This is a genomic window from Dyadobacter ginsengisoli DSM 21015, from assembly GCF_059568735.1.
On the sequence record NZ_JCANTY010000016.1, the window covers coordinates 52,031 to 75,557 of the forward strand.

Sequence of the window (23,527 nt, forward strand, 5' to 3'; positions counted from 1 at the left end):
GTTTATACTAACTTTCCATTGATCGCCTTCGCCACCGCTTCCGGCGCGGAGTTCACGTGGAGCTTTTCATAAATATTCCTGACATGCCAATGCACCGTATGGTAGCTCAAAAAGCAGGCTTCGGCAATCATTTTGTAGCTCATTCCCTTCACCATGCACCCCAGCACCTCACGCTCGCGGTCGGTAAGCTCCACGTAGGTCGGCTGTGCTTTCACAAACTGGTGCTGAAACATCGCAAAAACCTTTGCCGCGATCGCCGGCGACATATGCGCGCCTCCGCCTGCCACGTCACGCACGGCTTGGAGAATCAGTTCCGGGTCGGGATTTTTGAGAACGTAACCCGACGCGCCTCCGCAAATGGCCGCAAACACACGGTAATCATCGTCAAAAACGGTCTGAATAAGCACCTTCACCTCCGGGCTCGCGGCTTTGATGAGCTTCATGGCATCTATGCCCGAAATGCCGGGCATCTGAATGTCCATCAGCACGACGTCCGGTTTGAGCCGCCGCACTCTGGCTTCCGCCTCATTGGCGTCTTCGTAAGATCCTACCAGGTTCACCTCGTCCGAGCCGGTCAGGAACAGCCCCAGGTTTTGCCTGAAACTTTTGTTATCCTCAAATAGAACAATCCGTATCATGGCGTGCAATGTTATTTGAGCTGTAAAAATCCCGATCGGCAGGCTAAATCCTACCCCGCAATTCTGGTGGTTTTTCGGTCAGAGCTCAGGCACGACCATCGAAATGCGGGTTCCCTTTCCCGGCGCCGAGTCAATGGCGAAATCGATGAAACTGCCGGCTGCGCGGTTGCGGAAGTTGCGCAGACCATTGCCTTCCACCGGCTTATCGGGGTCGAAGCCGCCGCCGTCGTCCTCCATGGCAATGAGAACGCCCTCCGCCGACTCGCTGATCCGCACCGTCACATTCCGTGCCGCCGAATGCCGGGCAATGTTGTTCAACGCCTCCTTAAACATCAGGTACACATTGCGCCGCTGGTCTACGCTGATTTTGAGCCTGTTCACATTCCGGACCGTATTCTCGAACTCCACCCGGATTTCGCGCACGGCCAGCATCTGAAAAGCCATCGAGCGCATTTTCTCGAACAGCTTCTCCGGCGCATCATTGTCGGGATTGATCGTCCACACCGTGTCGCGGATCATGTGGATCGTATCTTCGGAATCGGACTGGATGTTGGCGAGCAGGTCGTGCACCTCCACGGCATCGCCGAGCTTACGCTGCACCATATTCGTAGCCATGGCAATGCTGCTCAGCGTAGCCCCTACCTCATCGTGCAGGTCGGCGGCAATGCGGTTGCGCATCGCCTGTACTTTCAGATTTTGTTTAAAATGATACAAAAAGAAAAGATACATCAGCGTGCCCAGCAGCAGGAGCACATAAGCTATCACCATCGGAATGAACCACCATTCCTCGGTAAGCCCGCGCTCGACGGAGAATGCGAGGGAGGCGCGTCCGGGCAACGCATTACCCGCTGTGCTTTCCACTACCAATTCGTAATTCCCGCCTTTCAGGTTGGTGTACCTGGCTACCGGATACCGGCTGGTGATCCAGGCATTGTCAAAACCCTGCAACCGGTACCGGTAATGCGTACTGTTTTCGGAAGAAAAAATAAATGTAAGATCATCGTCGGAAGCACCAAAATGCAGCCGATCCCCCACCTTGAACGAGACCGTTTTCCCCTGCACCAGCACACTGTCGATCCGCGTTCGGGCAATGGCGTTGGAAGCCATGCCGAGAAGACAAATAAGCGGAAATATGTAACACGACGGTCTGAGCATAAGTACCTTACCATTCAAGTTAAATTACTTAAATGTAAGCGCTTACCATGTCAATGTTTAACCATTTAATAAAAACTGCTGCAACTTGATCCGCACGGCTTCCCGCCCAATGAGGGACAGATGCGCTGGGAAAGCGGTAGAATTCCGCATTTTCGTCTTATCCAACTACCAAAACTTTTGGTTGGGCAACGCACATGCAAGGATATCAATACAAAAAAGAGGATGCTGCCGAAGATCAGCGGCGCTGGACCGCCATCATCGAAGGCGACAGGAATGCGCTGGGTGCGCTTTTTGACGCCTACGCGCGGCAGCTGCTTGTGTACGGCTATCGGGTCTGCAACAGTAAAACAATGGCCAAAGATGCCATCCAGGACGTATTTGTGGACATATGGCTGTACCGGGCCAACCTCGCCCCGCGCGTACAGGTTAAGTTCTACCTTCTCCGAAGCCTCCGCCGCGTGTTGCTCAAACAAATGGCTGCCGCCCGCCCGATCGCGCCCGGCGAATGGGAAACCATCATCGACGCGCAACCTTCGCCCGAGACCGACTGGGTGGTGAGCGAAACCGAAAGCCAGCGTAGTCGTCGTCTGTCGCAATCGCTCAGCGTGCTCTCCGATCGCGAGCGCGAAATAATTTCTCTTAAATATTTCTCGGACCTCAAAATCAGGGAGATTGCCGCCATGCTGGAACTGCGCGAACAAACCGTCGCCAACACGCTCCAAAACGCATTGACCAAGCTGCGCAAGAACCTCGTCCTCTGCTTCCTGCTCTGCCAGGGGCTGTTTGAGAAAATTTTCTAAAAAAACTGCATTTTACTTTGGTAGTAAAACCCGGAGGCCGTCATCTGTATATCAAAAGGGCAAATATTTCCCATTTAAATACCAATGACAAATTACCTGGATTACGAACCGGAGGATTTCGCCCGCGATGATTTTTTCATTCATTGGGTCAAATCGACGGATATAGCCGCTGAAACTTTCTGGCAAAACTGGCTCGAAACCTACCCGTTCAAACGCCCGGCTGTGGAGACCGCGCGACAGCTCGTGCTGATCACGCAAAATCTGCCCGGACCCGAAATTACCGAGGCCGAACTGGGCGCATTGAAGGACTCCATTTTCAGCGAGATCGACCGGGTGGAGCCGGTGCGGCAGACCATTTGGCAGTACTTCCCGAAATGGGTTGTTGCGGCCTGTATAAGCGGGCTGCTGGTGCTTTCGGGATGGTTTTTGATGCGAGAAAACAGGCTTCCGCAGGAGTCCTACACGCACCTCGTAGCTCGTGCCGCAGAAAAGTATGATCTCATTGAAGTCAAAAACATGACAAAGACCGTACGGCTTGTGAACCTGCCCGACGGGAGCTCGGTGATCCTCAAAAAAGGCAGCATGCTCTCCTACCCGACGGCATTCGACAAGATATCACGCGAGGTGTACCTGACCGGCGAAGGCTTTTTCGAGATCGCGCGCAATCCTGAAAAACCTTTTTACGTGCACGCCAACCAAATCATTACCAAAGTATTAGGCACGAGTTTCAACATACGGGCCTATCCCCGGCAGCAGATCAGCGTGTCGGTGAACACCGGGCTGGTTTCGGTGTACGAGGCCACTGGTAAAGATGTAAAAACCGCGCACGCTGACCGATCGCTTAAAGGGCTGCTGCTATCCGCAAACCAGCAAGCCGTCTACGCGGGTGACCGCATTCTGCGCATGGACGCCCGCACGCAAACGGAACAGCCCGTTGCAGAGGAAGTCATGACATTTGAGTACGAAGAAAAACCGGTGGGCGAAATTTTTACGGAACTGGAAAAAGCATACGGCATCACAATCGTATATGACTCCACCGTTATCGGCAAATGCCCCGTCACCGCCTCGCTGACGGGCGAGCCGCTGAATGAGAAACTGAAACTGCTGTGCAAGGCCGTGCGGGCGGGCTACGAAACCGTGGGCGGAAAGATCGTAGTCACCGGCAAAGGCTGCGATTGAACAAAATGACCGCCCTTTTAACCACAACTTCCATTTCAACCCTGAACCCGATGCCTATGAAACGCTGACCATCCGATTATCATGAACAAAAAAGAAAGCCGGCAAAGTTGTCGCTTTGCCGGCCCGAAGATCCTTTTCATCCTGGCAGATGAACCGGATCAGCATGTCAAAACTTCTCAAATTTTAACAAAACGAAAGTATGCAAAGAAAGCAACGATTACAACAGCTGCTGTGGACTACTATGAAACTTACCTTTTACCAGCTTCTACTGTTCGCCGTTTTTGCCGGGCTGGCTTCCGCCGGCACCACGGATGCGCAGGATATTCTCGGCCAGACCGTCAGCGTAAGGATCGTCGATCAGAAGATCCGGAATGCTTTGCAGGTGGTAGAAAAGAGCTCCAAAGTGAAATTTGTGTACAGCTCGCGCGTGATCGACAGCGAGCGGCGCGTAACTCTCCAGCTCACGAACGCGACGGTGGGCGAAGTGCTCGAAAAACTGCTCCGTCCGCTGCATCTCACGTGGGAAGTTTCGGGCCGGCAGATCGTGCTCGATAAAACCGAAAAGTTGCCGCCACCAACCGAATCCGGCGAAACGATGATCGACGCCGACCTGAAAATCAGCGGAAAAGTGACCGACCCGACAGGCGCAACGCTGCCCGGCGTGAGCATTGTTTTAAAAGGTACCCAGAAAGGCACGACTTCCGACGCCGCCGGCGCATTCCAGCTCGATGTGCCCGACGAGCAGGCGGTGCTCATCTTTTCATTCGTGGGCTATATTTCACAGGAAGAGGTGATAGGCACGCGCCGGATACTGGATATTTCACTGAAAGTCAATGAGAAATCACTGGAAGACGTGGTCGTCGTAGGATATGGCTCACAAAAACGGAAGGATGTGATCGGCAGCATTTCGACGATCAAATCGGAAGTGCTCGAAACGTCATCGGGCTCGACCAATTTCAGCGCATTAATGCAGGGACAGGCTTCGGGCGTGAGCGTGCAGTCGTCGTCCGGCCGGCTGGGGGCGGCGGTAAACATTACCATCCGCGGCCTGAGCTCCATCAGCGCCGGTACGAGCCCACTCTGGATCATTGACGGCGTTCCTATCCTCACCGACGTGACGATTGGCAACAACGGCTCGGCGGCGCAGTCGCCGATGGCGCTCATCAATCAGTCCGATATTGAATCCATTCAGGTCCTCAAAGACGCCGCGGCGACGTCCATTTATGGTTCGCGCGGGTCCAATGGGGTGATCATGGTCACCACCAAATCAGGTGCAACGGGCAAGGCGTCGGTCAATCTCGATTACAGCACGGGCATTTCGCAGCTGCCTTTCCAGCAAGTGCAGTTTCTGGATACCAAACAATGGTTTCAAATGAAGGACGAGTCCAAACAAGCCTATGGGCTCGGGCCGTTTGAAATGAGCGATTTTTATTCCGGGAAACCCTTTGCCACCGAATTCCTCACCCGCGAGCAGGCCGAATCCACGCACACCGACTGGCGTAAAGAAGTGACCCGCACAGGCAGTTTTCATAACGCGAACCTATCGGTGATGGGCGGCGACAAGATCACCAAATACTACGTTTCCGGCAATTACCGGAAGGATAAGAGTGTGATGACGAACGAGGACCTCCAACGCATCGGCGTGCGGGCGAACATCGACCTGAAACCGCTTCCCCGGCTGGACATCGGCACGAAGATCAACCTGTCCATGTCGAAAGGTAACCGGGGGAAAAACGGCACGGCCAGCGAGGACGGCAATAAAAGCGGCACCAATGGCGGTTTCAGTTTTGTGAACGCCACTACCGTGCCTTTCGAACCGGTTTACAGTCTGCGAAATCCTGCATTATATTACAATCCCTATACCGGCAACCCGCGTGCGAGCAGTGACCCCGCCAACATGGTGGAGCAGCTGGACATGTACCGCGTTCTCACCGATGTTTACGCCGAATACCGCTTCCCGTTCCTGGAAGGACTCTCGGCCCGGACACAGCTTTCAATGGATTTTGTGCAGGCCAATCGCAATTTTTGGGTTTCGGACGCGATCCGGTCCAACGGCTCCATGGCGCAGGACAATGCTTCCACATCCAAGAATATCAATTATAATCTTTTCCTGACCTATGATAAAAGCTTCGGCGATCACGCGCTGAACCTCGTCGGCGGGGTGGAATCGCAACGCTCCACGTCATGGTACCGCAGCATGGAAGGACAGAACCTCGTGGGCACTTACCCGCAGCTGGGTACGCCGGCCAACCTCACCACCATGTTTTCGGGCCTGAATGGGGAGCGTTACCTGCTGGCTTATTTCGGCCGGGCCAATTACAAGTTCAAAGACAAATATCTGGCGGGTGTCAGCGTTCGCCGCGATGGTTCGTCGGTGTTTACTCCCAATTACCGGTGGGGCACCTTCCTGGCCTTTTCGGCCGGCTGGATTATTTCCGACGAGGCCTTTATGGGTGATTTTGGCAGAAACCATTTTATCAAACTCCGTGGAAGCTATGGACAAACGGGCAATGCGGGCATTCCGGCCAATCTCGACGTGTCCAATTATGCCACCGGTTATGCCTACGGGAGCTCGGATGTGCTGGCTACCAATGGCACGGTACTCACTTCCATCGGTGTGAAAACGCTGTCATGGGAAACCACCAACAATTTCGATGCGGGCGTCGACTTCGGCTTTTTCGGCAACCGCATCAACGGTTCGCTGGCCTATTACAACAAATACGTGAAGGACCTGCTGCTGGCGAGCACGTTACCGACATCGTCTGGAATCAGCTCCATTTGGGGGAATATCGGGGATTTGGTCAACAACGGGATCGAACTGAACGTCACCTCCTCAAACCTGAAAGCACGCGACCTGAAATGGCAGACATCGCTGAACCTCGCATTTAACCGTAATGAGGTGAAAAAACTCACGCCGCAGGTAGACCAGACCGGGACGGGTATGGCGGTGCTGCCGTTTATTTCCAAGGTGGGCTATCCGGTACGCGACTATTACCTCGCCGACTTTGCCGGTGTGGACCCGAAAACCGGTATTTCGCAGATCCATGCGCTTGATAAGGAATATTACACGCAAACCGGCGAAACCCGCCGTTTGAAAGACGCCGAGGGCCGGGAGGTACTGCTCACAGCGAACAGCGCTAATGCAAATGCCAATTTGTTCCACCACAAAGGCAAAAACGGCATTCCGAAGTTTTACGGGGGCATTACCAACCGGTTCAACTACAAATCTTTCGATTGCAGCTTTCTGGTGACGTTTTCGGGCGGCAACTACATTTACGACACCTTCATGCGCGACATTGTGGTCCAGAATTCCAACGGCGAGCAGCTGCAGGAAGTGTACGACAACTACTGGCGAAAGCCCGGCGATTTGGCCAAATATCAGCGCCTGACCTGGAAAGGCAATGTCAAAATGGAAGACGGCTCCATTGTAGGGCTGGGTGACCCGCGCATTTACACCGACCAGTTTTTATACAAAGGTGATTTTGTGAAAATCAAATCTATATCGCTCGGCTATTCGGTGCCGCGGCGCGAGCAGCGCAAATTGTTCCAGAACCTGCGCATTTACGCTACGCTCGAAAACCTGTACACCTTCACACAATATCCCGGATGGGACCCGGAAGGCCAGTCGACGGTGTATCAATGGGATTTGCCCCAGCTGTTTTCCGCCACGGTTGGCGCGTCCATCAAATTTTAAATCATCGGATATGAAAAAGATATTACTTCTCACAGCGCTGATCTTGCAGGTAAGCGCTTGTAAAAACGAAGGTTTCTTCGAACTGGAAAGGCCCGTCCAAAGCCCGTGGACCAAGCTCGGCGAATTCGACCGGGCGGTAGTGGGCCCTTATGCGTTGCTTTTCGCGAAAGGTGACTGGGGCAACGTGTATAACTATTGGTATCTATACAAAAACGCAGTCGCCGACGACGTGGCCTGGGCCACACCCGGCGACGGAACCTGGGGCTGGTACCGCGACACCGAGGCCAACAAAGCCTGGACGGACGACATTTTCAACACTTCCTACAACGCAATTTCGTCTGTGAACGACGCCATTCAGTTCGTGGACGACGCCGGCGGGAACCCGTTCGCGAACACGACGGCGGAGGACAAGCAGTATAACCTCGACCGCATTATGGGCGAGCTGTATTTCATCCGCGGATTTGCCTATTACATGCTGGCGACTACTTTTTGCACCGCTTACGTGCCCGGCGGGCCGAACGACACGAAGCAAATACCGCTCCGCGTGAAGAAAGCTGCCGACTACCAGGATGCTTCCAATCCCAAAATGGGCACCGTGCAGGAGATATGGGACCAGATCCTGTCCGACTTTGGGAAGGCGCAGCAACTATTGCCGGAGCGGTTCCTGGCCGGCAAAATGCATGCTTCCTACCAGGCTGGCCGTGCCAACAAATTCGCGGCTGCGGCCATGCTGTCGCGCGCGCATTTCGCGATGGGCAACTACCCGAAAGCCCTCGAATTCGCATCGTTCGTGATCGACAAGAACGGAGGCGATTACGACCTGAGCGAAGACCCGATCCAGGCATTCAACAAAAGCACACTGGCACGCGGGAAGGAAACGATCATGTACATTCCGAGCTACGACATCACTTACGGCAAGCAAAACCTGCATTCGACCTGCTTCGATAATATGTTCCAGAAAACGGTGTGCACCTGGACGGCAACCCATATGGACTACCAGACCCTGAAACGGATCGGCTGGATGCAGAATCCAAAGGCCGACACGACGATCGGCATGGCCGCGAAACGCGACAAACGCTTCACCCAGCTCTGCTTCGTGCGCGAGCCGGCCAATGTGCCCGCCGCGCAGCGCGTACCTGGGCGCTTCTACGAAACCCGCGTGAACCTGACGTGGCGCACTATCGTGGCCGACAAAGCCGCACGGGGCACGGGCGCCGGCTACACCAATGTGCCGCAAATAAGGCTGGCCGAAATGTACCTGACGCGCGCCATTTGTGCATTCAGGGCCGGGGACAAAAAACAAGCCGCCGCCGACCTCAACGTTGTGCGTAAGCGCGCGTGGGACGCACGCGTGGCCGGCGTGGCATTCGAATCGTCTACGAGCTACGTAACCGATGCCAGCATTACGGAGCAGATGATCAGTGACGAGCGGCTCATCGAGATGTTCTGCGAGGGCGACCGGATCGACTACCTGCGTGCGTTGAAAACCGAAGTCGGCAACGGCGACCGTGGGCCGGGCTCCACGCCCTATACTTCGCAGGCATTCGTTTGGCCGGTGCCGGTAGTGGAGAAAAATCTGAACCAAGGTTATCAATAGGATCCAATCAGATGAAGTACGCATGGTAGCCAAGCGTACTTCATCTGCATTATATTGGAATGCAAAACAATCTCCTCTGCATTGTTAAAAACTTAAGATATCTTTTTTCACACCCGTTCGATGGTTTTTCCATGCGCTCTATTGGGGAATCCGCACCAGCGAGGTAAATTTTCCGGATGGGTATTGACATACTGTTGTCACACCACTTCATTTTTTTGCATCAAAAACATAAACGGCTTTTGATTCATTATGGCAGACCATAACCCCGGCAGTTTTTGCCCTGCAGACAGAAAAGAATGGAGAGATTGGTTGGAGAAAAACCATTCTCAGGAAAAATCGGTCTGGCTGATCTACTACAAAAAAAATGAAAACGGCCGGATGCTTACATGGAGCGATGCGGTAGATGAAGCGCTTTGTTTCGGCTGGATCGACAGTTTGTCCAGGCAAATCGATAATGAGCGGTATATGCAGTTTTTTACGCGAAGGAAACCGAACAGCACCTGGTCCAGAATCAATAAGGCCAAGATCGAGCGGCTCATCCATGAAGGGCGGATGACAGAGGCCGGTTTTCAGGTGATTAAAGTTGCGAAAGGCAACGGCTCATGGACAATTCTGGATCAGGCACAAGAAATGATTATTCCCGATGATCTCCAGAACGAGCTCACTAAAAATCCGCAGGCAAATGCTTTTTTCTTAGCCTTAAGTAAATCAGACCGGCGTAATCTATTGCAATGGCTGGTGTTAGCCAGGCGGCCCGAGACGCGTCAAAAGCGCCTCAGCGAAATAGTCGAATGTGCCGGGCTGAAAATCAAGCCGAAGATTATCCAGTGGAAAAAAGCTGATGCATGATTGACGCAGATGTAAGCCGGATTTCAAGACTGGTGGCTTTGCTTACTTCGCTTCAAACGAAACGGATATTGACGGCCAGTGAATTGGCGCAAAGGTTTTCGGTCAGTACACGGACCATTTACCGTGATATCAGGACCCTCGAAAGTGCTGGAATACCCGTGATAACACAGGAGGGGAAAGGCTTTTCTATGATGGAGGGGTATCGGCTTCCGCCTGTCATCTTTTCACGCGATGAAGCCATCGCATTACTCACTGCCGAAAAACTGGCTTCCCGTTTCACCGATGCAGCAACTTCCCAATTAACTGGTACAGCGATGGATAAGTTACGTGCGGTACTCAGGCATGCGGAACGTGACCACCTCAACGTAGTGAATCCCCATATTCACGTCTTCGAAACACCGCCGTTTCCGGACCGGCCTAACACGTACCAGCAGCTGATTACCGCGGTAACCAATCACTATGTTGTTAAGGTCGGTTACCACGCCGGGGAAACAGGCGAGCATACAGTCCGCGAGATCGAGCCGATCGGCTTGTATCTAAGCCATCATTGGCACGTCATTGCCTTCTGCCGGTTACGCCAGGCATTCCGGGATTTTCGTTTGGATCGGATTAAAACCCTGATGATAACCGAGGAGGTTTTCGATGACCGGCGGCAGACCCTACAACAATATTGGGAAGCAGAATCGGGCCGGAGGTCAAAGCAAAAAGCGGTCATTCATTTTCAGACACGAACTGTTACTCCGGCACTGGTCCAGCATCTGCATGACACAAAGAATCAGTACGGTTGGGCAAATGAGCGCGTCCTCGAAGACGGCACGATCGAATTGGTATTTTTTATCGGCTCCCTACCCTACATGGCCGCATGGTTACTGCCCTTTGCTGACGCAATAACAGTGCTGGAACCCGAGGAACTGCGGTGCCATCTTTCCGAGCTTGCGCAGCGTGCCTACAATTCATTTTGCAAGAAATAAAGACCCTGCAGGAGGCTACGCAGGGTCTAATATCCATCGGTGTCGGTCAGCGACCTTATGCAGTTACTTTACCACCGTTGCTTCCAGCTCGACAGTAAGCCCACCAAAAAGGCCTTTCACTTCGAGCAGCGTAGTTGTTTGTCTGATACCGTGTTTCGCCAGCCAGGCCCCATAAGTTTCCACGGCCGAAGTAAAAAACTCTTGCACAGAAGTCGTGTACACGTTGAGTTTCACAATCCCGCTAAGCTGGTAGCCCGATTCACTGATCAGTTGTTCCAAATTCTGGAATGTAAGCTCCAATTGGACTTTCATGTCACCCACTACCGGTTGACCATTTCCGTCGAGTGCCACCTGTCCGGAACAATATAAAGTACCCTGGGGCTGCCTGATTTCCACGGCTTGAACCGAATTCGTGTATTTACCCCAGACCCAGGGGTCGATTGTTCTCTTTTCCATTTTGCTTGTTCAAGGTTGATTTGTTTGACATCACAAAGGTGCTGATGCCCTGTGACAGCAGTATGTCATACCCTAAATGGAGGTGTTATTTTTTAACCGGGAATGAAAACCGAAGGTAAACAGCAACCAGCTGCTGAACCTGACCCGGAAGTTGTTGCGAGCATATTTGTAGGTATAATTCTACAAAAATCGACAATATTTTCTACCATACCACATTAAAACTATTTCTACATTCGCTCAGGTTGTTCCAATTGGTCGCTATTCGATCAGGGCCGCTGGAAACAAAATATATTATCCTACCAAAATACAATCTTATGAATCTTGAAGCGAACAAGACCGTGCCTTACAACCTGAGTGTCGGTGAACAATTTAGTTTGGATAGCTATCAAATTATTATCCATACATTAAACGATTGGGGTATTAAGCTCTACGCGGGAGTGAACGGTGGGGGAGTTATTCACTTGCTCAAATACTTAGACCCACACTTCGGAGACACAATAAAAACCCCTTCTTTTCTGACTGTCGGGGAATACATCGCCGGATTTATTCCACTAGGCTATTACCTAAGAAGCGGCAAGGTTGCGGCATCAGTTGCGACAACTGGCGCGGCTACCAAGCTGATATGCTGTGGATTAAGCGATGCGAAATTGCACGATATACCTGCCGTCTACATTCTGCCCATCTCAAACAGAAGCACTACCGGCTTCTCTCCGTTACAAGACACCAGTGAATATGGTAGTAATATATTAATGCAATTGCGGGCCGAGCTACCCGATTCCGTTTTCGTCCTGGATAACAAAATGACTATCAAGGAACAACTTTCCCTGGCGAAGAACCAGCTGGACCGTTCCAAACCGGTCGTATTGGCTCTGGACAATGAAGGGTTGAATACTTCGCAAGCAGAATGGCATCCAGCTATTTCTTTTCCGAACATCCCAATCAGGGAAAAGCATTCTTCGGACAAATTTCTGACTACGTTTCGGCGGGAGACCGAAGGGAAGCGTGTCGTTATCTTCATCGGTGAAGAAATGGCACGTTACCCAAACGCGATTGAACTGACCACCCAGCTCAGCGAGTCGCTTCAGGGAGCCACTATCTGGAGTATCAATGGCGCAAATGCCGTAAGTCGTCAAAACCCTTTTGGTTATGGTTATATTTCATTCGGAGGCAATGACAAGGCCATTTCGCTATATAATTCATTGGGAGAGAACGATGTATTGCTGGTCGTCGGCGCATGCCCGGATGAGTACACGGTTAATTTCACGAAGATGTCGGCATCCGTTACATTTTATCTCAGCAATATTCCCCAGGCATATGGACTGGTAGGCAATAGCATGAGGCACGCTGTGGCAGGGAAATACTACCAAATTCACGCTCCATTGGATCTGATGCTGCAAATTTTAATTGACTCCGCCGCTCAACTCCCGTTTTCCAACATACCGATGCAGAAAGCGCCCGGTAATTTAAATGATCTGCCTTTTGCCCATGCCGGTGATAACTTCGTAGATATGTCCATACTCTATCAACGACTTGACCGATGGTGGCCGGCGAATTCGATCGGAATTGATGATACGTGTCTGGCCTACAAAGACCGCCAATACGTAACGCAGCGACCTAATAACCAAATCCGTTTTTATTCCCTCTATCGCGGTTCGGCGATGGGAGGAGCTTTTGGCGTCGCAATTGGCGCTAAGTTGGCTGATCCGGATAAGCCCGTTTTTTTGTTTACGGGGGACGGTTGCTTCCGGCTGTTTTCCGGTTCCATGGGAGAAGTAAGTAATCTCGGATTGGTGGTTTTCCTGCTCAACAACGAAACATTAGGCATTGTTGAACAGGGGCTAAAAAAGGTTTTGCCGGATGTCAGAGCGGACAATTACCATTCCCGGCTCCACACTATCGATTACTGCGGGATTGCCACTGCAAACAACTGGGATGCGGTGCGACTGGATCCCGGCCTGGCCAATCTCGATGAAGTGCTGAGCAGGATAGACAGCATCCCCTCCCGTTCTCTTCTCATTGAAGTTCCGGTTGACCCAAACCAAATACTGGGAAAAAACCCGCGCCTCAAAAATTTATAGTCACTATGACATTTGCGCAACACGAAAATTTGCTCCGGCAAATCGACGCCAGCTTTTATAAATTATCCGGAGGTCGCCTTTACGGCCCTCCTGGAATCCCCGACATCCATCGATGGCTTCACGAGGAAGCTCCATATGGGATACTGGCCCATAATACCGAAGCAGACCCGCATTTTATCTATGCCAATCATCATGCGCTATCTTCCTTTAAATATACACCCGCAGAAATACTTGAAGTCCCTTCGCGGTTAAGTGCATCGGAACAGGACAGACAGGAGCGGCAACGTATGTTACAGGTCGTCCTCAGAGACGGTATCGTATATAATTACTCCGGGCCCAGGGTGGACAAGCATGGGAATAGTTTTACTATTTATGAGGGTATTGTATGGCAAGTACGGGGCATAAACGACGAAGTGTTGGGACAGGCGGCCCTATTTTGGACAGATAAGGACAAACGACCTGAATGGTACCAGGCTGCCACGGGAAAAGTTTTGAGCCATGCAACACCTTCGCGGCAACCGGAAAAAAGTTTACCGACCCAGTCCCCGTGACGGGAATCAGGTCGGTGCATTCAAGCGGGCTTGGGATCAGTAACCCGGATTTTGTTCTAATATGGCACTTTTATTGATCTCATCCTGCGGGATCGGAAGCCGGTAGGTGTGTGCGGGCACTGCGAACTGGATCACCGGCGTGAAGAAGTAGCGTTTCGTTCCGCCAGTCAGCTCCACGTTCATCTTCTGGAGGGAAGTGTTTGCAGGTACGGTCAGTTTCCATCTTCTCATATCGAAAAAGCGGTGTTCTTCGAGGTAAAGCTCCACGCGGCGTTCGTTCTGAATGCGTTCGAGCAATTTCGGGCCTGCGTCCGTGACGGCGGGCATTTTTACATTTTCCCTGGATCTTACCTGGTTCACATATTGTTTCGCACCCGCTTCGTCGCCGACGTGGTAAAGTGCCTCTGCGTAGTTCAGCAGTATTTCGGCATAACGTGCGTAAGGCCAGTTGGGACTCGATGAATTGGTGCTGCCGGGGCCATTTATCGCCTCATTCACAAATTTTCGGGTATAATAACCCGTGTAACTCGCATTCCAGCCTTCATTTCCCTGGTTGGAATCCGCGCCTTTCGGCAGAAATACCTCGATCTGCCGGCCTTTCCAGGGCGCGCCATCGTACAATATCGTTTCGTAAAAGCGCGGGTCACGGTTCTCCCAGAATTTTTCCAGCTTGAAACTTGCGTCGTCCCTGGGTAGCAGACCATTTTTGGTTTCATAAGTCATGGCCTGCTCATGCGTGGGTACCGTCACCGCGTGACCGCCGCTGCCATTCGGGAAGAAATACCGTTCAATGGTTTCCTGGCGCAATACATCATTGTTCATCACTTTTTCCCAGATCATTTCGCTGTTGAATGGCACCGTGAAGACTTTGCTGTATTCCGGATAAAGCGAATACATTTTCAGGTCGATCACCGCCTTGGCTGCATCCGCTGCCGCCTGCCATTTGGCTTTGTCGTTGGAAGGATTGTTCAGCGGACTTGCCGCGTAGAGCAATGCGCGGGATTTGATAGCCATACAGGCCCCTTTCGTCACCCGGCCTTTGTTGGGCGCCTCGTGTGTGAGCGGGAGCAATGCGGCCGCTTCGTCCAGTTCTTTTACCACGAATGTCGTAATCTCGTCGTAAGCGCTTCTTTTTACGCCAAAATCATCATCCAGACCAAATACCTTGTCTATCAGCGGCACTCCGCCGAAAAGCGCAGCCAGCCTGAAATAGGAAAACGCACGCAAAAACTTCATCTCCCCGATCATCCGGTTCACTTTCTTCTCGTCGGCGGCTTTCAGTAGTTCCAGGTTTTCGCCTTGCAGTTTGTCGAAGAAAATATTCGCTTTGGTAATAATGGCATAATAATGTCCCCAGGTCCAGTTGAGGTGCCCGAGGTTCGAAGGTGTGATTTGCCCCCTCTGGATCAGGTGCGCGCCGTCCCTTTCCCGTGCGAAAGATTCGTCGGAGGTGACGCTCAGCGAGCTGTGATTAGGCCAGCCTGTGCGCATGGTAGCATATGTTTCGTTTACGAATGCCTCTACCAGCGGTACATCGTTCCAAACCACCAGGTCGGACACGGCATTCAACGGTTCTTTTTCGAGAAAATCGTTGCAGGACGACAGCACGGACAACATTACGGCAGCCAGCAGGCGCGTCAGTTTAAAAGTTCGTATGTTTTTCATAGCCTTGTTTTTAAAGGGTTATGTTAAAACCGACATTGAAGATTTTGTTCTGCGGATAAAAAGAGCCCCGATCTGCATCACCCTCAGGATCAAACCATTTCAGTTTATCCAATGTGATGAGGTTAAATCCGTTGACATACATTCTGGCTCCGCTGATGCCCACTTTTTTCAAAAATCCGGATGGCAGCGCGTAACCGATTTCCACGTTTTTCAATCGGATGAATGAAGCGTCTTTTAGCCAGAACTCCGACGTTTGCGCACTTACCTGAGCCGCGTCGTAGGTCAGGTTGGGATATTTCGAGTCAGGATTGTCAGCGCTGGGGCGGTTGTCGGCCATTTCCTGCATCACATTGCCAAACAAACCCTGCGGGAACCAGTAATACCGCCAGGCGCGGGTTTGTCCCTGCAAGAGAATGCCCAGGTCGAAATTTTTGTAACCGAGCGCCATTTGCGTTCCGAAAATGATCTCCGGCGTGCTCGATTTATCCAGGCGCACACGGTCGAGGTTATCGATCTTGCCGTCTTCGTTCACATCCTTGTATTGCAGGTCGTTGATTACCGTGTTGGGGACATGCGGGGAATTGTCGATCGCATCCTGGGTGCGGTAAATACCGAGCGGGATCAAATACAGGCCGCTATTGATGTTGTAGCCGGTGCGTCGCTGCCAGGCAGGCACGTTTTCGGGTTCGTCGATGTCGATTACCTTGTTGCGGGCGAACGACATGTTGGGGCGAATACTGTAATTGAGGTTACCGATCGCCTTGCGGTGCGAAAGCTCAATTTCAAAACCTTTGTTTTCAATCACTCCAATGTTTTCCAGCGGCAATTTCAATCCTGTATAAATAGGAATGGAAGCATCGCGGGCGGTGAGGATATTGCTTCTTCTGGTTTTGAAAATATCCAGCGTAATGCCCAGCAAACCGTTCCAGAATTCCGCATTCAAACCAACGTTCGTCGTTTTCGCCACCTCCCAGGTAATGTTCGGGTTAGGTGCTACATTTTGTGTCAAACCTTTGTTCAGCACTTTTCCATCACCCAGAAAGTACCCGTTTGTAAAACTGTAAGTCGATAAATACTGAAAGGGATCAATGGCATCATTACCCATTTTGCCCCACGAAAAACGGAATTTCAGGAAGTTCATCACGTCGTTTTTCAGGAACGCCTCGTTGGACGCCACCCAGCCGACGGATACGCCCGGAAACAATCCCCAGCGCCTGTCTCTCGGAAATGCAGAAGAGCCGTCGTAGCGCATGTTGATGTCCACCAGGTATTTCCCTTTGTAGTCGTAGTTGATCCTGCCGAAGAAATTTTTACGGGTGAATTCGTTCGCGCTGCCATCCGTTACCTGGTTTGCCTCGCCGCCAGCATAGATCTGATCGATCGCCGTCGAAATGTAATTTCTTCTTTGGGCAGAAAAGTAATTGCTCCGGTTCTCCGCGAACTCCATCGCCACAAACGAATTGATCTTATGGTCGCCAAATCCCCTCACATATTTCAGCTTGAAGTGACCGATCAGGTTCGACAGGTAGTTATAGCGTTCGGTGAGCTGCGCCTGGGCATAAAAGCGGGCGGCATTGGCGGCGTAAACATTCGTGGTTGGGTTATAGGAATAGACGGTGTAAGGCTTGTTAAACTCCTTGATATGCTCGCCGTTTTTATCGAACGCGACAAAACCGTCCACGCCCAGCCCCGCTACCTGCGGGATATTCAGGTCAAATGAAAGCCGGGTCTGATAAAGATTGGCTTTACTTTTTCTGTAACCGGCTTTATCGGATGCCATCACGGCCGGATTATCTCCCCTTTCCACACCGTCGCCTGGCAAACCATTTGGATAAAAATCAACGAGATAAGGGTAATTGCGCCACATCGCTTTGATAATATCCGACGCTGTGATTCCGGGAAATGTCCGGTTTTGCTCCTGAAATGAAAGATCGAGCGATATTTTCAGGTCTTTGGTGATTGTCGCATCGATGTTCGAGCGCCCGCCGAGTACATTGTAGTTATTCAGGCCGTTTTTGAAAATACCTTCCTGGTTAGAATAGTTACCCGACACAAAATACTTCACCGCATCTGTTCCGCCGCGTACCGACAAGCTGTGCCGGCTCTGCGTACTCACCTTTTTGAGGGTCGATTTAGTCCAGTCGGTATTGGGATAGTTCAAAGGGTCCGAACCGTCACGGAATTTCCGGATCTGATCGTCGGTGTACCTTGGCGCTTGTCCCTGCGCCTTTAACTGGTCGTTCTGAAAACGGGCTAACGTTTCGGAATCGGCATAATCCGGAATGCGCGTCGGCGTGGTGAATCCCTGGTTGAAACTGTAATTGATGGAAGGCTTGCCCGAAGCGCCTCGCTTGGTTGTGATAATAATGACACCGTTCGCGGCCCGGGCGCCATAAATGGAAGCCGACGCATCCTTCAAAATCGAAATGCTTTCGACGTCACGCGGATCGATCTGGTCAAATCCTTCACGTCCCGGCACGCCGTCGATGACGATGAGCGGCGCGGTGGAGCCTAATGTACTTTTTCCGCGGATCAGCAGCTGTGCCACGTCACTGCCGGGCTCGCCAGACCGGTTGAGTGCCTGCAAACCAGGCAGTCGACCAGCGAACGAATTGGACAAATTCACAGCCGGATTCTGTTCCAGCGTCTTGCCCTGCACCGTCACGATCGAACCGGTGACCGTTTTCTTTTCCTGTGCGCCATAACCGACCACCACCACTTCGCCAAGCGCTTTCACATCGTCTTTCAGCTCCACATTCACCTCGAATTTTCCGGTCACATCGATGCTTTCGCTCATAAAACCGACATAACTGAAAACCAGTACAGCCTCGGATGCTACCTTAATGGAATATTGCCCGCTGCTGTTGGTGATCGCTGCATTGTTGGTTCCTTTTTCAAGTACATTGACGCCCGGCAACGCACCGTCCAGGGAAGTTACCCGGCCGGTTATCGTTTTACTTTGTGCCTGCGCAAGCACGACAAAAGCGGCATTCAACAGCAAAGCCAGAAGCAGGTGAGTACCTGTTTTTGTTGCTGATGCAATCAGGTCATTGTAACACTTTTGCATAATTTATTGATTTAAAAATAAATTTTCATGTTATAGTGCAAATCAAATCGAGCAGTAGCTTTCCCAAGCTGCGATGTAGGAGATCGCAGAGCCGGGAAAACCGCAAAATTTGAATATAGGATCTCCGTGTGCACTTTTTCCGATCGGGAGAAAGTGCACTTAGAGCAAAGCAGAATGTACGTTATTAAAATTCTTTCTGTATACTGAAAATCAGTCTTTCAGCACTTGCAGATAGTCCTGGTACGCGCTTTCGATATCAGCCTTTTGCCCCTTGGACTTGCAGTAGATCAGCACGCCGTAGCCGAGCTCAAACTTCTCGCCTTTTTTCACGGGAATGGCACTTTTTTCGCCTTGTTTCATCGCTTCCCTTCCAAATGCATTGGCCGCCATCAAACCATAATCGCGCGTGTGGAACCAGCTTGGACGGAAATTTCCGGGATCGGGCATAATGGTGACGCCCACGGTCTTATCCTCGATCACACCACTGTAATCCACCCATTTCGAGGCTTTTCCCCAGGTGCCCGCACCTTCTTTCAAGCCCTCCGCATTGGTAATGTGCCCTTTGCCATACTGGACCGTGAATTTTGTATTAACCCTTACACCTAGCCCCATTTCCTCCTGGTCGCCAAAGGCGAGGTCGGTGGTTTCTGAGGAAAATGTGCTGTTGGTCAAAAGCAGCGTACCCGAAGGTCTGATCAGGATCGTGTATTTTACCAATTCTGCCAAAACCCTGTCCTTTCCATCGGCCGTCATGTAGTAATTCCTGACCGTAAATGAGCCGCTGCCCGGGCCGCCTTTGGGCTGCTCCACGAACATTTCATGCTCTACTCTCGATTTCAGGCGCCAGTAATCATTTCCGTTAATGTCCCCGAAACTGAGCCAGATGCCGGGATGGAATGTAGCATGGTCTTTGGGGTCGCCTTCCTGCGGCGGATAATTGCGTGTCACCTGAATCCCGCAGGATGACTTGACATGCGCAAAATACGGTCTGCTTATTTTCGGGTCCTCATACACATAGCTGGCAAATGGTTTTCCGCCGATGGTGATCGTGAGCTCGCCTGGTTTTTGTTCAAAAGCAACCACCGGCTGAGCGGACGTTTTCTTCGTTTTTTGAGCAAAAAGCTGCTCGCCGGCGGATATCGTGAGACAAATGGTCAGTGAAAATGCAAGTGCAAATGGCTGTAAAAAAGCAGATCGGGTTGAGTTTTTATTCATGAGCGTCAGAGTTTAGTGAGTAAAATTCGGATTAACCTTTCCAGGGAAGTTCATAGCCTTTTCTGTATTCGCGCCCCAGCAACGCATTCGCTTTCGCATCGAATCCCGGCGATTTAATCGAAACTTTGATCGGGTCGTATTCCAGTGAAGACGCTCCCATTCGGGTGGCGATGTTAGCCAAAAGTGCCATATTAGTAGCGATTGCACCTTTTTCGATGGGTGAATTGAGTTTCGCAGGATTGTTTTCGCGCACGGCAGTCAGGAAGTTGGGCATGATCGGCTCCACCTCATTCGGCGACTCGATCTTGATCTGCTCCTTACCTTTTGTGACCACCACTCCGGCGCGGCCAAACTCCATTTTGCCATCGGTACCGTAAGCCACATTTCCATTGTCGTGGCCTTCGAGATTATAGGGTGTCCAAAGACGCATTTCCCAGATGATCTGCGTGTCGTCGTATTCGAAAATCGTCGTTTGCGTGTCGGGCGTCTGATGGTCGTCGTTGTAAAAATACTGTCCGCCGGAGGAGACGATCCGCTTCGGATACCTGTCTCCCAAAGCCCAAACGGCCACGTCGATCTGGTGTACGCCGTCATTGGCTGCGTCGCCGTTTCCATATTCCCAAAACCAGCGCCAGTTGTAATGCCAGCGATTTTTGGTGAAGGGCACTTTGGGCGCGGCGCCCAGCCAGAGGTCGTAATTCACGCCTTCGGGAACAGATTCCGCCTGCGCGCGGCCAATCGCCTCACGGTGTTGATGATCAATGGCTTTGATGGTATGTACCTTTCCGATAATGCCGTTTTGCAGCTGCTTCATGCCTTCCATGTGCGCGCCGTTGCTGCGTCGTTGCGTGCCGTGCTGCACGCATTTGTTGAAATGCTTCGCCGCTTTCACCAACAGATTGGTCTCTTTGATGTTATGGCTGCAAGGCTTTTCCACATACACATGTTTCCCGGCCATCATTGCCCACAATGCGATCGGCGTGTGCCAGTGGTCGGGTGAGGCTATGGACACCGAATCAATGTTTTTGTCTTTCAGCAATTCGCGGAAATCGCCGTATGTCTTGATCTTGCCGGCATTGGGCAGGCCTTTGGTCGCTTTCGCCAGCTGGGCCGGGTCTACGTCGCAAAGTGCCACCAGCTCGCAGCCTTTTATATTGTTGAACGTCTTCACATGGTTTCGGCCCATGCTGCCTGTACCGATGATCGCGTGCCGGATCTGGTCGCTGGGCGGCGTTTGCGCCCAAGAACTTTTGGCTATATACGGCGCGGCGATCATGCCGAGCCCTGCCGATTTGATAAATGTGCGCCGGGTGAGGTCCGGAGGCGTCGGTTGGTCTACATCGTTTTTCATCTGGTCGGATTTAAGAAAGAAATATGAATGCGTAGTTTATTCGAAATGATGGTCAAGTGTGTATTCCCAGATCGACTCCGGCCAGGCGTAACTACCGGGTTTCAGGGTTAGAAACATGTCCTTTTCTTCTTCAATCTGCATTCTGATGGACCCCGGCCCCAGCTCGTGCGTCGGGTAAAACCGCGTGTAGGCTAGCCGTTGAATGATCGAAAATGAAGTAGAACCGCCTTCGATGATCAGCTCGTCTATTTTGGTTTTTTTCAAAATACTTTCAATCACATCCGCAATCATCTCCCTGATCCTGGCCGGAAGATTTTCGATGTTTTCACCATGCAGCTCATCCACAGCGATGATCACCTTGTCTCTCGCCGCCAGCGCACTGATAATGTCCGCCTGCCACTCCTCGTACAATGTTTCCGTCTCTTCTTTCGAGCCAAAAATCTGCTCCGGCATATAGATTACTGCCTGACCTGCTTTTTTGGCCATTTTAACGAGCGAACGACTTTTGTCAAATGCGCTGCCGCACACATATAATACCTTTTTGCCCAGCTGAACCGGCTCGCTGTTTGCTTTGCGACCACGGGTCAGATTTCTCAAAATTGCATCAAAGAACCCCGATCCGCCCGCTGCGACGGTTTTCTCGTCTATTTTTTCAGTCCAGAGATCCAGGTCCTCAGCGGTAGCCGTGTTACCAATTGCAAGTCCGTTTTCAGGCAAATTTTCATTTGTGGAAACAACCGATGTTTGCCCCCGCACTTTATCACCAAGCAGCTCCAATACATTGGATGAAGTCCGTTTTTTGACCGACCCATTTGTAAAACTGAACTCATTTAACGGAACCCCATTATAGTAGTAAATACCATTTTCGATCGTACGTTTCAAAACCGGATTCGCCGGAATAAGCAGTGCACGTTTTTTCCCTGACTCGCGCATTTGCGCCAGCAGCTCTTCCGCCACATTTCCCCGCAGAATGGAATCCATTTTTTTGTAGATAAAATCAGGTCGCAGTGCCAGCAACTCCCGGGTCGTTTTTTCAACCTCCGCGGCAGCCTGCTCAGGAGTATGCGAACGGGTGTCGGTGGCGATGATCAGGATGTCCGCACTTACACCGGCGTGCACTTTTGTATCGATCATTACATTCAACCCGTTTCGTAACCCAACGCCTCCTATTTCGGCAGCACCTGTGAAATCATCTGCAATTACTGCTATCATAAATACTAATAAGTCTGAACCTTGTTCTTAAAAAGTCTGACGGCGTAATCGATCGCCAGCAGCATCGCATCCGGACTGGCAATGCCTCTCCCGGCGATTTCCATGGCCGTTCCATGGTCAACCGAAGTGCGGATAATAGGCAGGCCGAGCGTAATGTTAACCCCTTTTACGCTGTTCATTTTCTGCGTTTTATCGTCCCAGGTAAATCCTACCATCTTAAATGGAATGTGCCCCTGATCGTGGTACATCACCACGCAGCCGTCGTACTTGCCACCGATCGCTTTGGGAAAAAGGGTATCGCCGGGAATCGGGCCGGTAACATCATAACCTCTGCTTACCGCTTCCTCGATCGCAGGAATGATCTCTGTTTTTTCTTCCCATCCAAAAATCCCTCCGTCGCCTGCATGCGGGTTCAGGCCCGAAACGGCAATGCGCGGTTTGGGTATTCCGAGTTGCAGGCACGCTTGCTGCATCAATTCTATGGTATCCAAGATCCGGTCTTTTTTGACCAGATCGCAAGCTTGCCGCAACGATACGTGCGTAGAAACGTGAATCACCCGCAAGTCATTCTCTACCAGTAGCATCGCGTACTTTTTGGTGCCGGTATAGTGCGCGTAAATCTCGGTATGTCCTCCAAATTCATGTCCGGCCAGGTGGATCGATTCCTTGTTAATCGGACCGGTGACGGTGCCATCGATCTCCCCTTTCATCGCCAGATTGATCGTTTCGACCACCGTTCTGAATGCGACGTCGCCCGCCATGGCCGACATTTCCCCTTTTTTGAGTTGAGATAAATCGACATTTTCAAGGTCATATACATCAATCTGGCCAAACTGAAACTCCGCCTCGCGCACCGATTTTACCGCATTCACCTTCAAATCCAGACCACAAAAATCAATAGCATCCGCAATAACCCGCGCGTCGCCGACAATCAGCGGGCGGCACGATTCGTAAATGTTTTCATTCGTAAATGCCTTCACTGCTACTTCCGGCCCGATACTCGCCGGATCGCCCATGGTAATGCCTAAAATTGGTCTCTGATCACTCAT

At 51.5% G+C, this 23,527-nt stretch carries 17 protein-coding genes and 1 pseudogene; 9 read left to right on the forward strand and 9 right to left on the reverse strand.

What is annotated here, in order from left to right; translation table 11 throughout:
• Positions 1-2: 2 nt before the first annotated feature.
• Positions 3-638, reverse strand: a complete 636-nt coding sequence (locus BP71_RS36760) for a response regulator transcription factor (protein ID WP_496386717.1) — start codon at positions 636-638, stop codon at positions 3-5.
• Between the two features lie 78 nt (positions 639-716).
• Entirely contained in the window at positions 717-1,745 is a 1,029-nt protein-coding gene (locus BP71_RS36765) for an ATP-binding protein (RefSeq protein ID WP_496386719.1), read from the reverse strand.
• Between the two features lie 242 nt (positions 1,746-1,987).
• Between BP71_RS36765 and BP71_RS36770 the strand changes: the two genes are divergently transcribed.
• The 7 genes and pseudogenes from BP71_RS36770 (at position 1,988) to BP71_RS36800 (ending at position 10,883) form a co-directional block, all read left to right on the forward strand.
• Positions 1,988-2,593 (forward strand): RNA polymerase sigma factor, encoded by a 606-nt coding sequence (locus BP71_RS36770; RefSeq protein WP_496386720.1) that lies wholly within the window; start codon positions 1,988-1,990, stop codon positions 2,591-2,593.
• Between the two features lie 84 nt (positions 2,594-2,677).
• Positions 2,678-3,772 carry a FecR family protein gene (locus BP71_RS36775; protein ID WP_496386722.1) on the forward strand — a complete coding sequence of 365 codons (1,095 nt, stop codon included), beginning with the start codon at positions 2,678-2,680 and terminating at the stop codon, positions 3,770-3,772.
• Positions 3,773-3,971: 199 nt separating this feature from the next.
• Positions 3,972-7,466 carry a SusC/RagA family TonB-linked outer membrane protein gene (locus BP71_RS36780; RefSeq protein ID WP_496386723.1) on the forward strand — a complete coding sequence of 1,165 codons (3,495 nt, stop codon included), beginning with the start codon at positions 3,972-3,974 and terminating at the stop codon, positions 7,464-7,466.
• Positions 7,467-7,476: 10 nt separating this feature from the next.
• The gene (locus BP71_RS36785) at positions 7,477-9,063 is read left to right on the forward strand and encodes a RagB/SusD family nutrient uptake outer membrane protein (protein ID WP_496386725.1); all 1,587 of its coding nucleotides are present in this window, start codon (positions 7,477-7,479) and stop codon (positions 9,061-9,063) included.
• Positions 9,064-9,312: 249 nt separating this feature from the next.
• Positions 9,313-9,576, forward strand: a pseudogene (locus tag BP71_RS36790) (YdeI/OmpD-associated family protein); the annotation flags it as partial.
• A 39-nt stretch (positions 9,577-9,615) separates the two neighbouring features.
• Complete coding sequence (locus BP71_RS36795) at positions 9,616-9,912, forward strand: YdeI/OmpD-associated family protein (protein ID WP_496386756.1); 297 nt, start codon at positions 9,616-9,618, stop codon at positions 9,910-9,912.
• On the forward strand, positions 9,909-10,883 hold the full coding sequence (locus tag BP71_RS36800; RefSeq protein WP_496386727.1) for a helix-turn-helix transcriptional regulator: 975 nt from the start codon (positions 9,909-9,911) through the stop codon (positions 10,881-10,883). The genes BP71_RS36795 and BP71_RS36800 overlap by 4 nt, the downstream gene beginning before the upstream one ends.
• A gap of 63 nt (positions 10,884-10,946) precedes the next feature.
• On the opposite strand, the gene BP71_RS36805 is transcribed toward BP71_RS36800, so the two are convergent.
• The gene (locus BP71_RS36805) at positions 10,947-11,339 is read right to left on the reverse strand and encodes a RidA family protein (RefSeq protein ID WP_496386729.1); all 393 of its coding nucleotides are present in this window, start codon (positions 11,337-11,339) and stop codon (positions 10,947-10,949) included.
• Positions 11,340-11,653: 314 nt separating this feature from the next.
• On the opposite strand from BP71_RS36805, the gene BP71_RS36810 reads away from it, so the two are divergent.
• Complete coding sequence (locus BP71_RS36810; protein WP_496386731.1) at positions 11,654-13,417, forward strand: thiamine pyrophosphate-dependent enzyme; 1,764 nt, start codon at positions 11,654-11,656, stop codon at positions 13,415-13,417.
• A gap of 5 nt (positions 13,418-13,422) precedes the next feature.
• Positions 13,423-13,968 carry an MEKHLA domain-containing protein gene (locus tag BP71_RS36815; protein ID WP_496386733.1) on the forward strand — a complete coding sequence of 182 codons (546 nt, stop codon included), beginning with the start codon at positions 13,423-13,425 and terminating at the stop codon, positions 13,966-13,968.
• Between the two features lie 36 nt (positions 13,969-14,004).
• Here BP71_RS36815 and BP71_RS36820 read toward each other — a convergent pair whose 3' ends face one another.
• The 6 genes from BP71_RS36820 to pdxA form a co-directional block, all read right to left on the reverse strand.
• Positions 14,005-15,633 (reverse strand): RagB/SusD family nutrient uptake outer membrane protein, encoded by a 1,629-nt coding sequence (locus tag BP71_RS36820; RefSeq protein WP_496386735.1) that lies wholly within the window; start codon positions 15,631-15,633, stop codon positions 14,005-14,007.
• A gap of 10 nt (positions 15,634-15,643) precedes the next feature.
• Positions 15,644-18,700, reverse strand: a complete 3,057-nt coding sequence (locus BP71_RS36825; protein WP_496386736.1) for a SusC/RagA family TonB-linked outer membrane protein — start codon at positions 18,698-18,700, stop codon at positions 15,644-15,646.
• Positions 18,701-18,910: 210 nt separating this feature from the next.
• Positions 18,911-19,915: a DUF6807 family protein gene (locus BP71_RS36830; RefSeq protein ID WP_496386738.1), complete on the reverse strand. Its 1,005-nt coding sequence runs from the start codon at positions 19,913-19,915 to the stop codon at positions 18,911-18,913.
• Positions 19,916-19,946: 31 nt separating this feature from the next.
• Positions 19,947-21,266, reverse strand: a complete 1,320-nt coding sequence (locus BP71_RS36835; RefSeq protein ID WP_496386740.1) for a Gfo/Idh/MocA family protein — start codon at positions 21,264-21,266, stop codon at positions 19,947-19,949.
• Positions 21,267-21,302: 36 nt separating this feature from the next.
• Complete coding sequence (locus BP71_RS36840) at positions 21,303-22,478, reverse strand: four-carbon acid sugar kinase family protein (RefSeq protein WP_496386742.1); 1,176 nt, start codon at positions 22,476-22,478, stop codon at positions 21,303-21,305.
• Positions 22,479-22,483: 5 nt separating this feature from the next.
• Entirely contained in the window at positions 22,484-23,527 is a 1,044-nt protein-coding gene (gene pdxA, locus BP71_RS36845; protein ID WP_496386744.1) for a 4-hydroxythreonine-4-phosphate dehydrogenase PdxA, read from the reverse strand.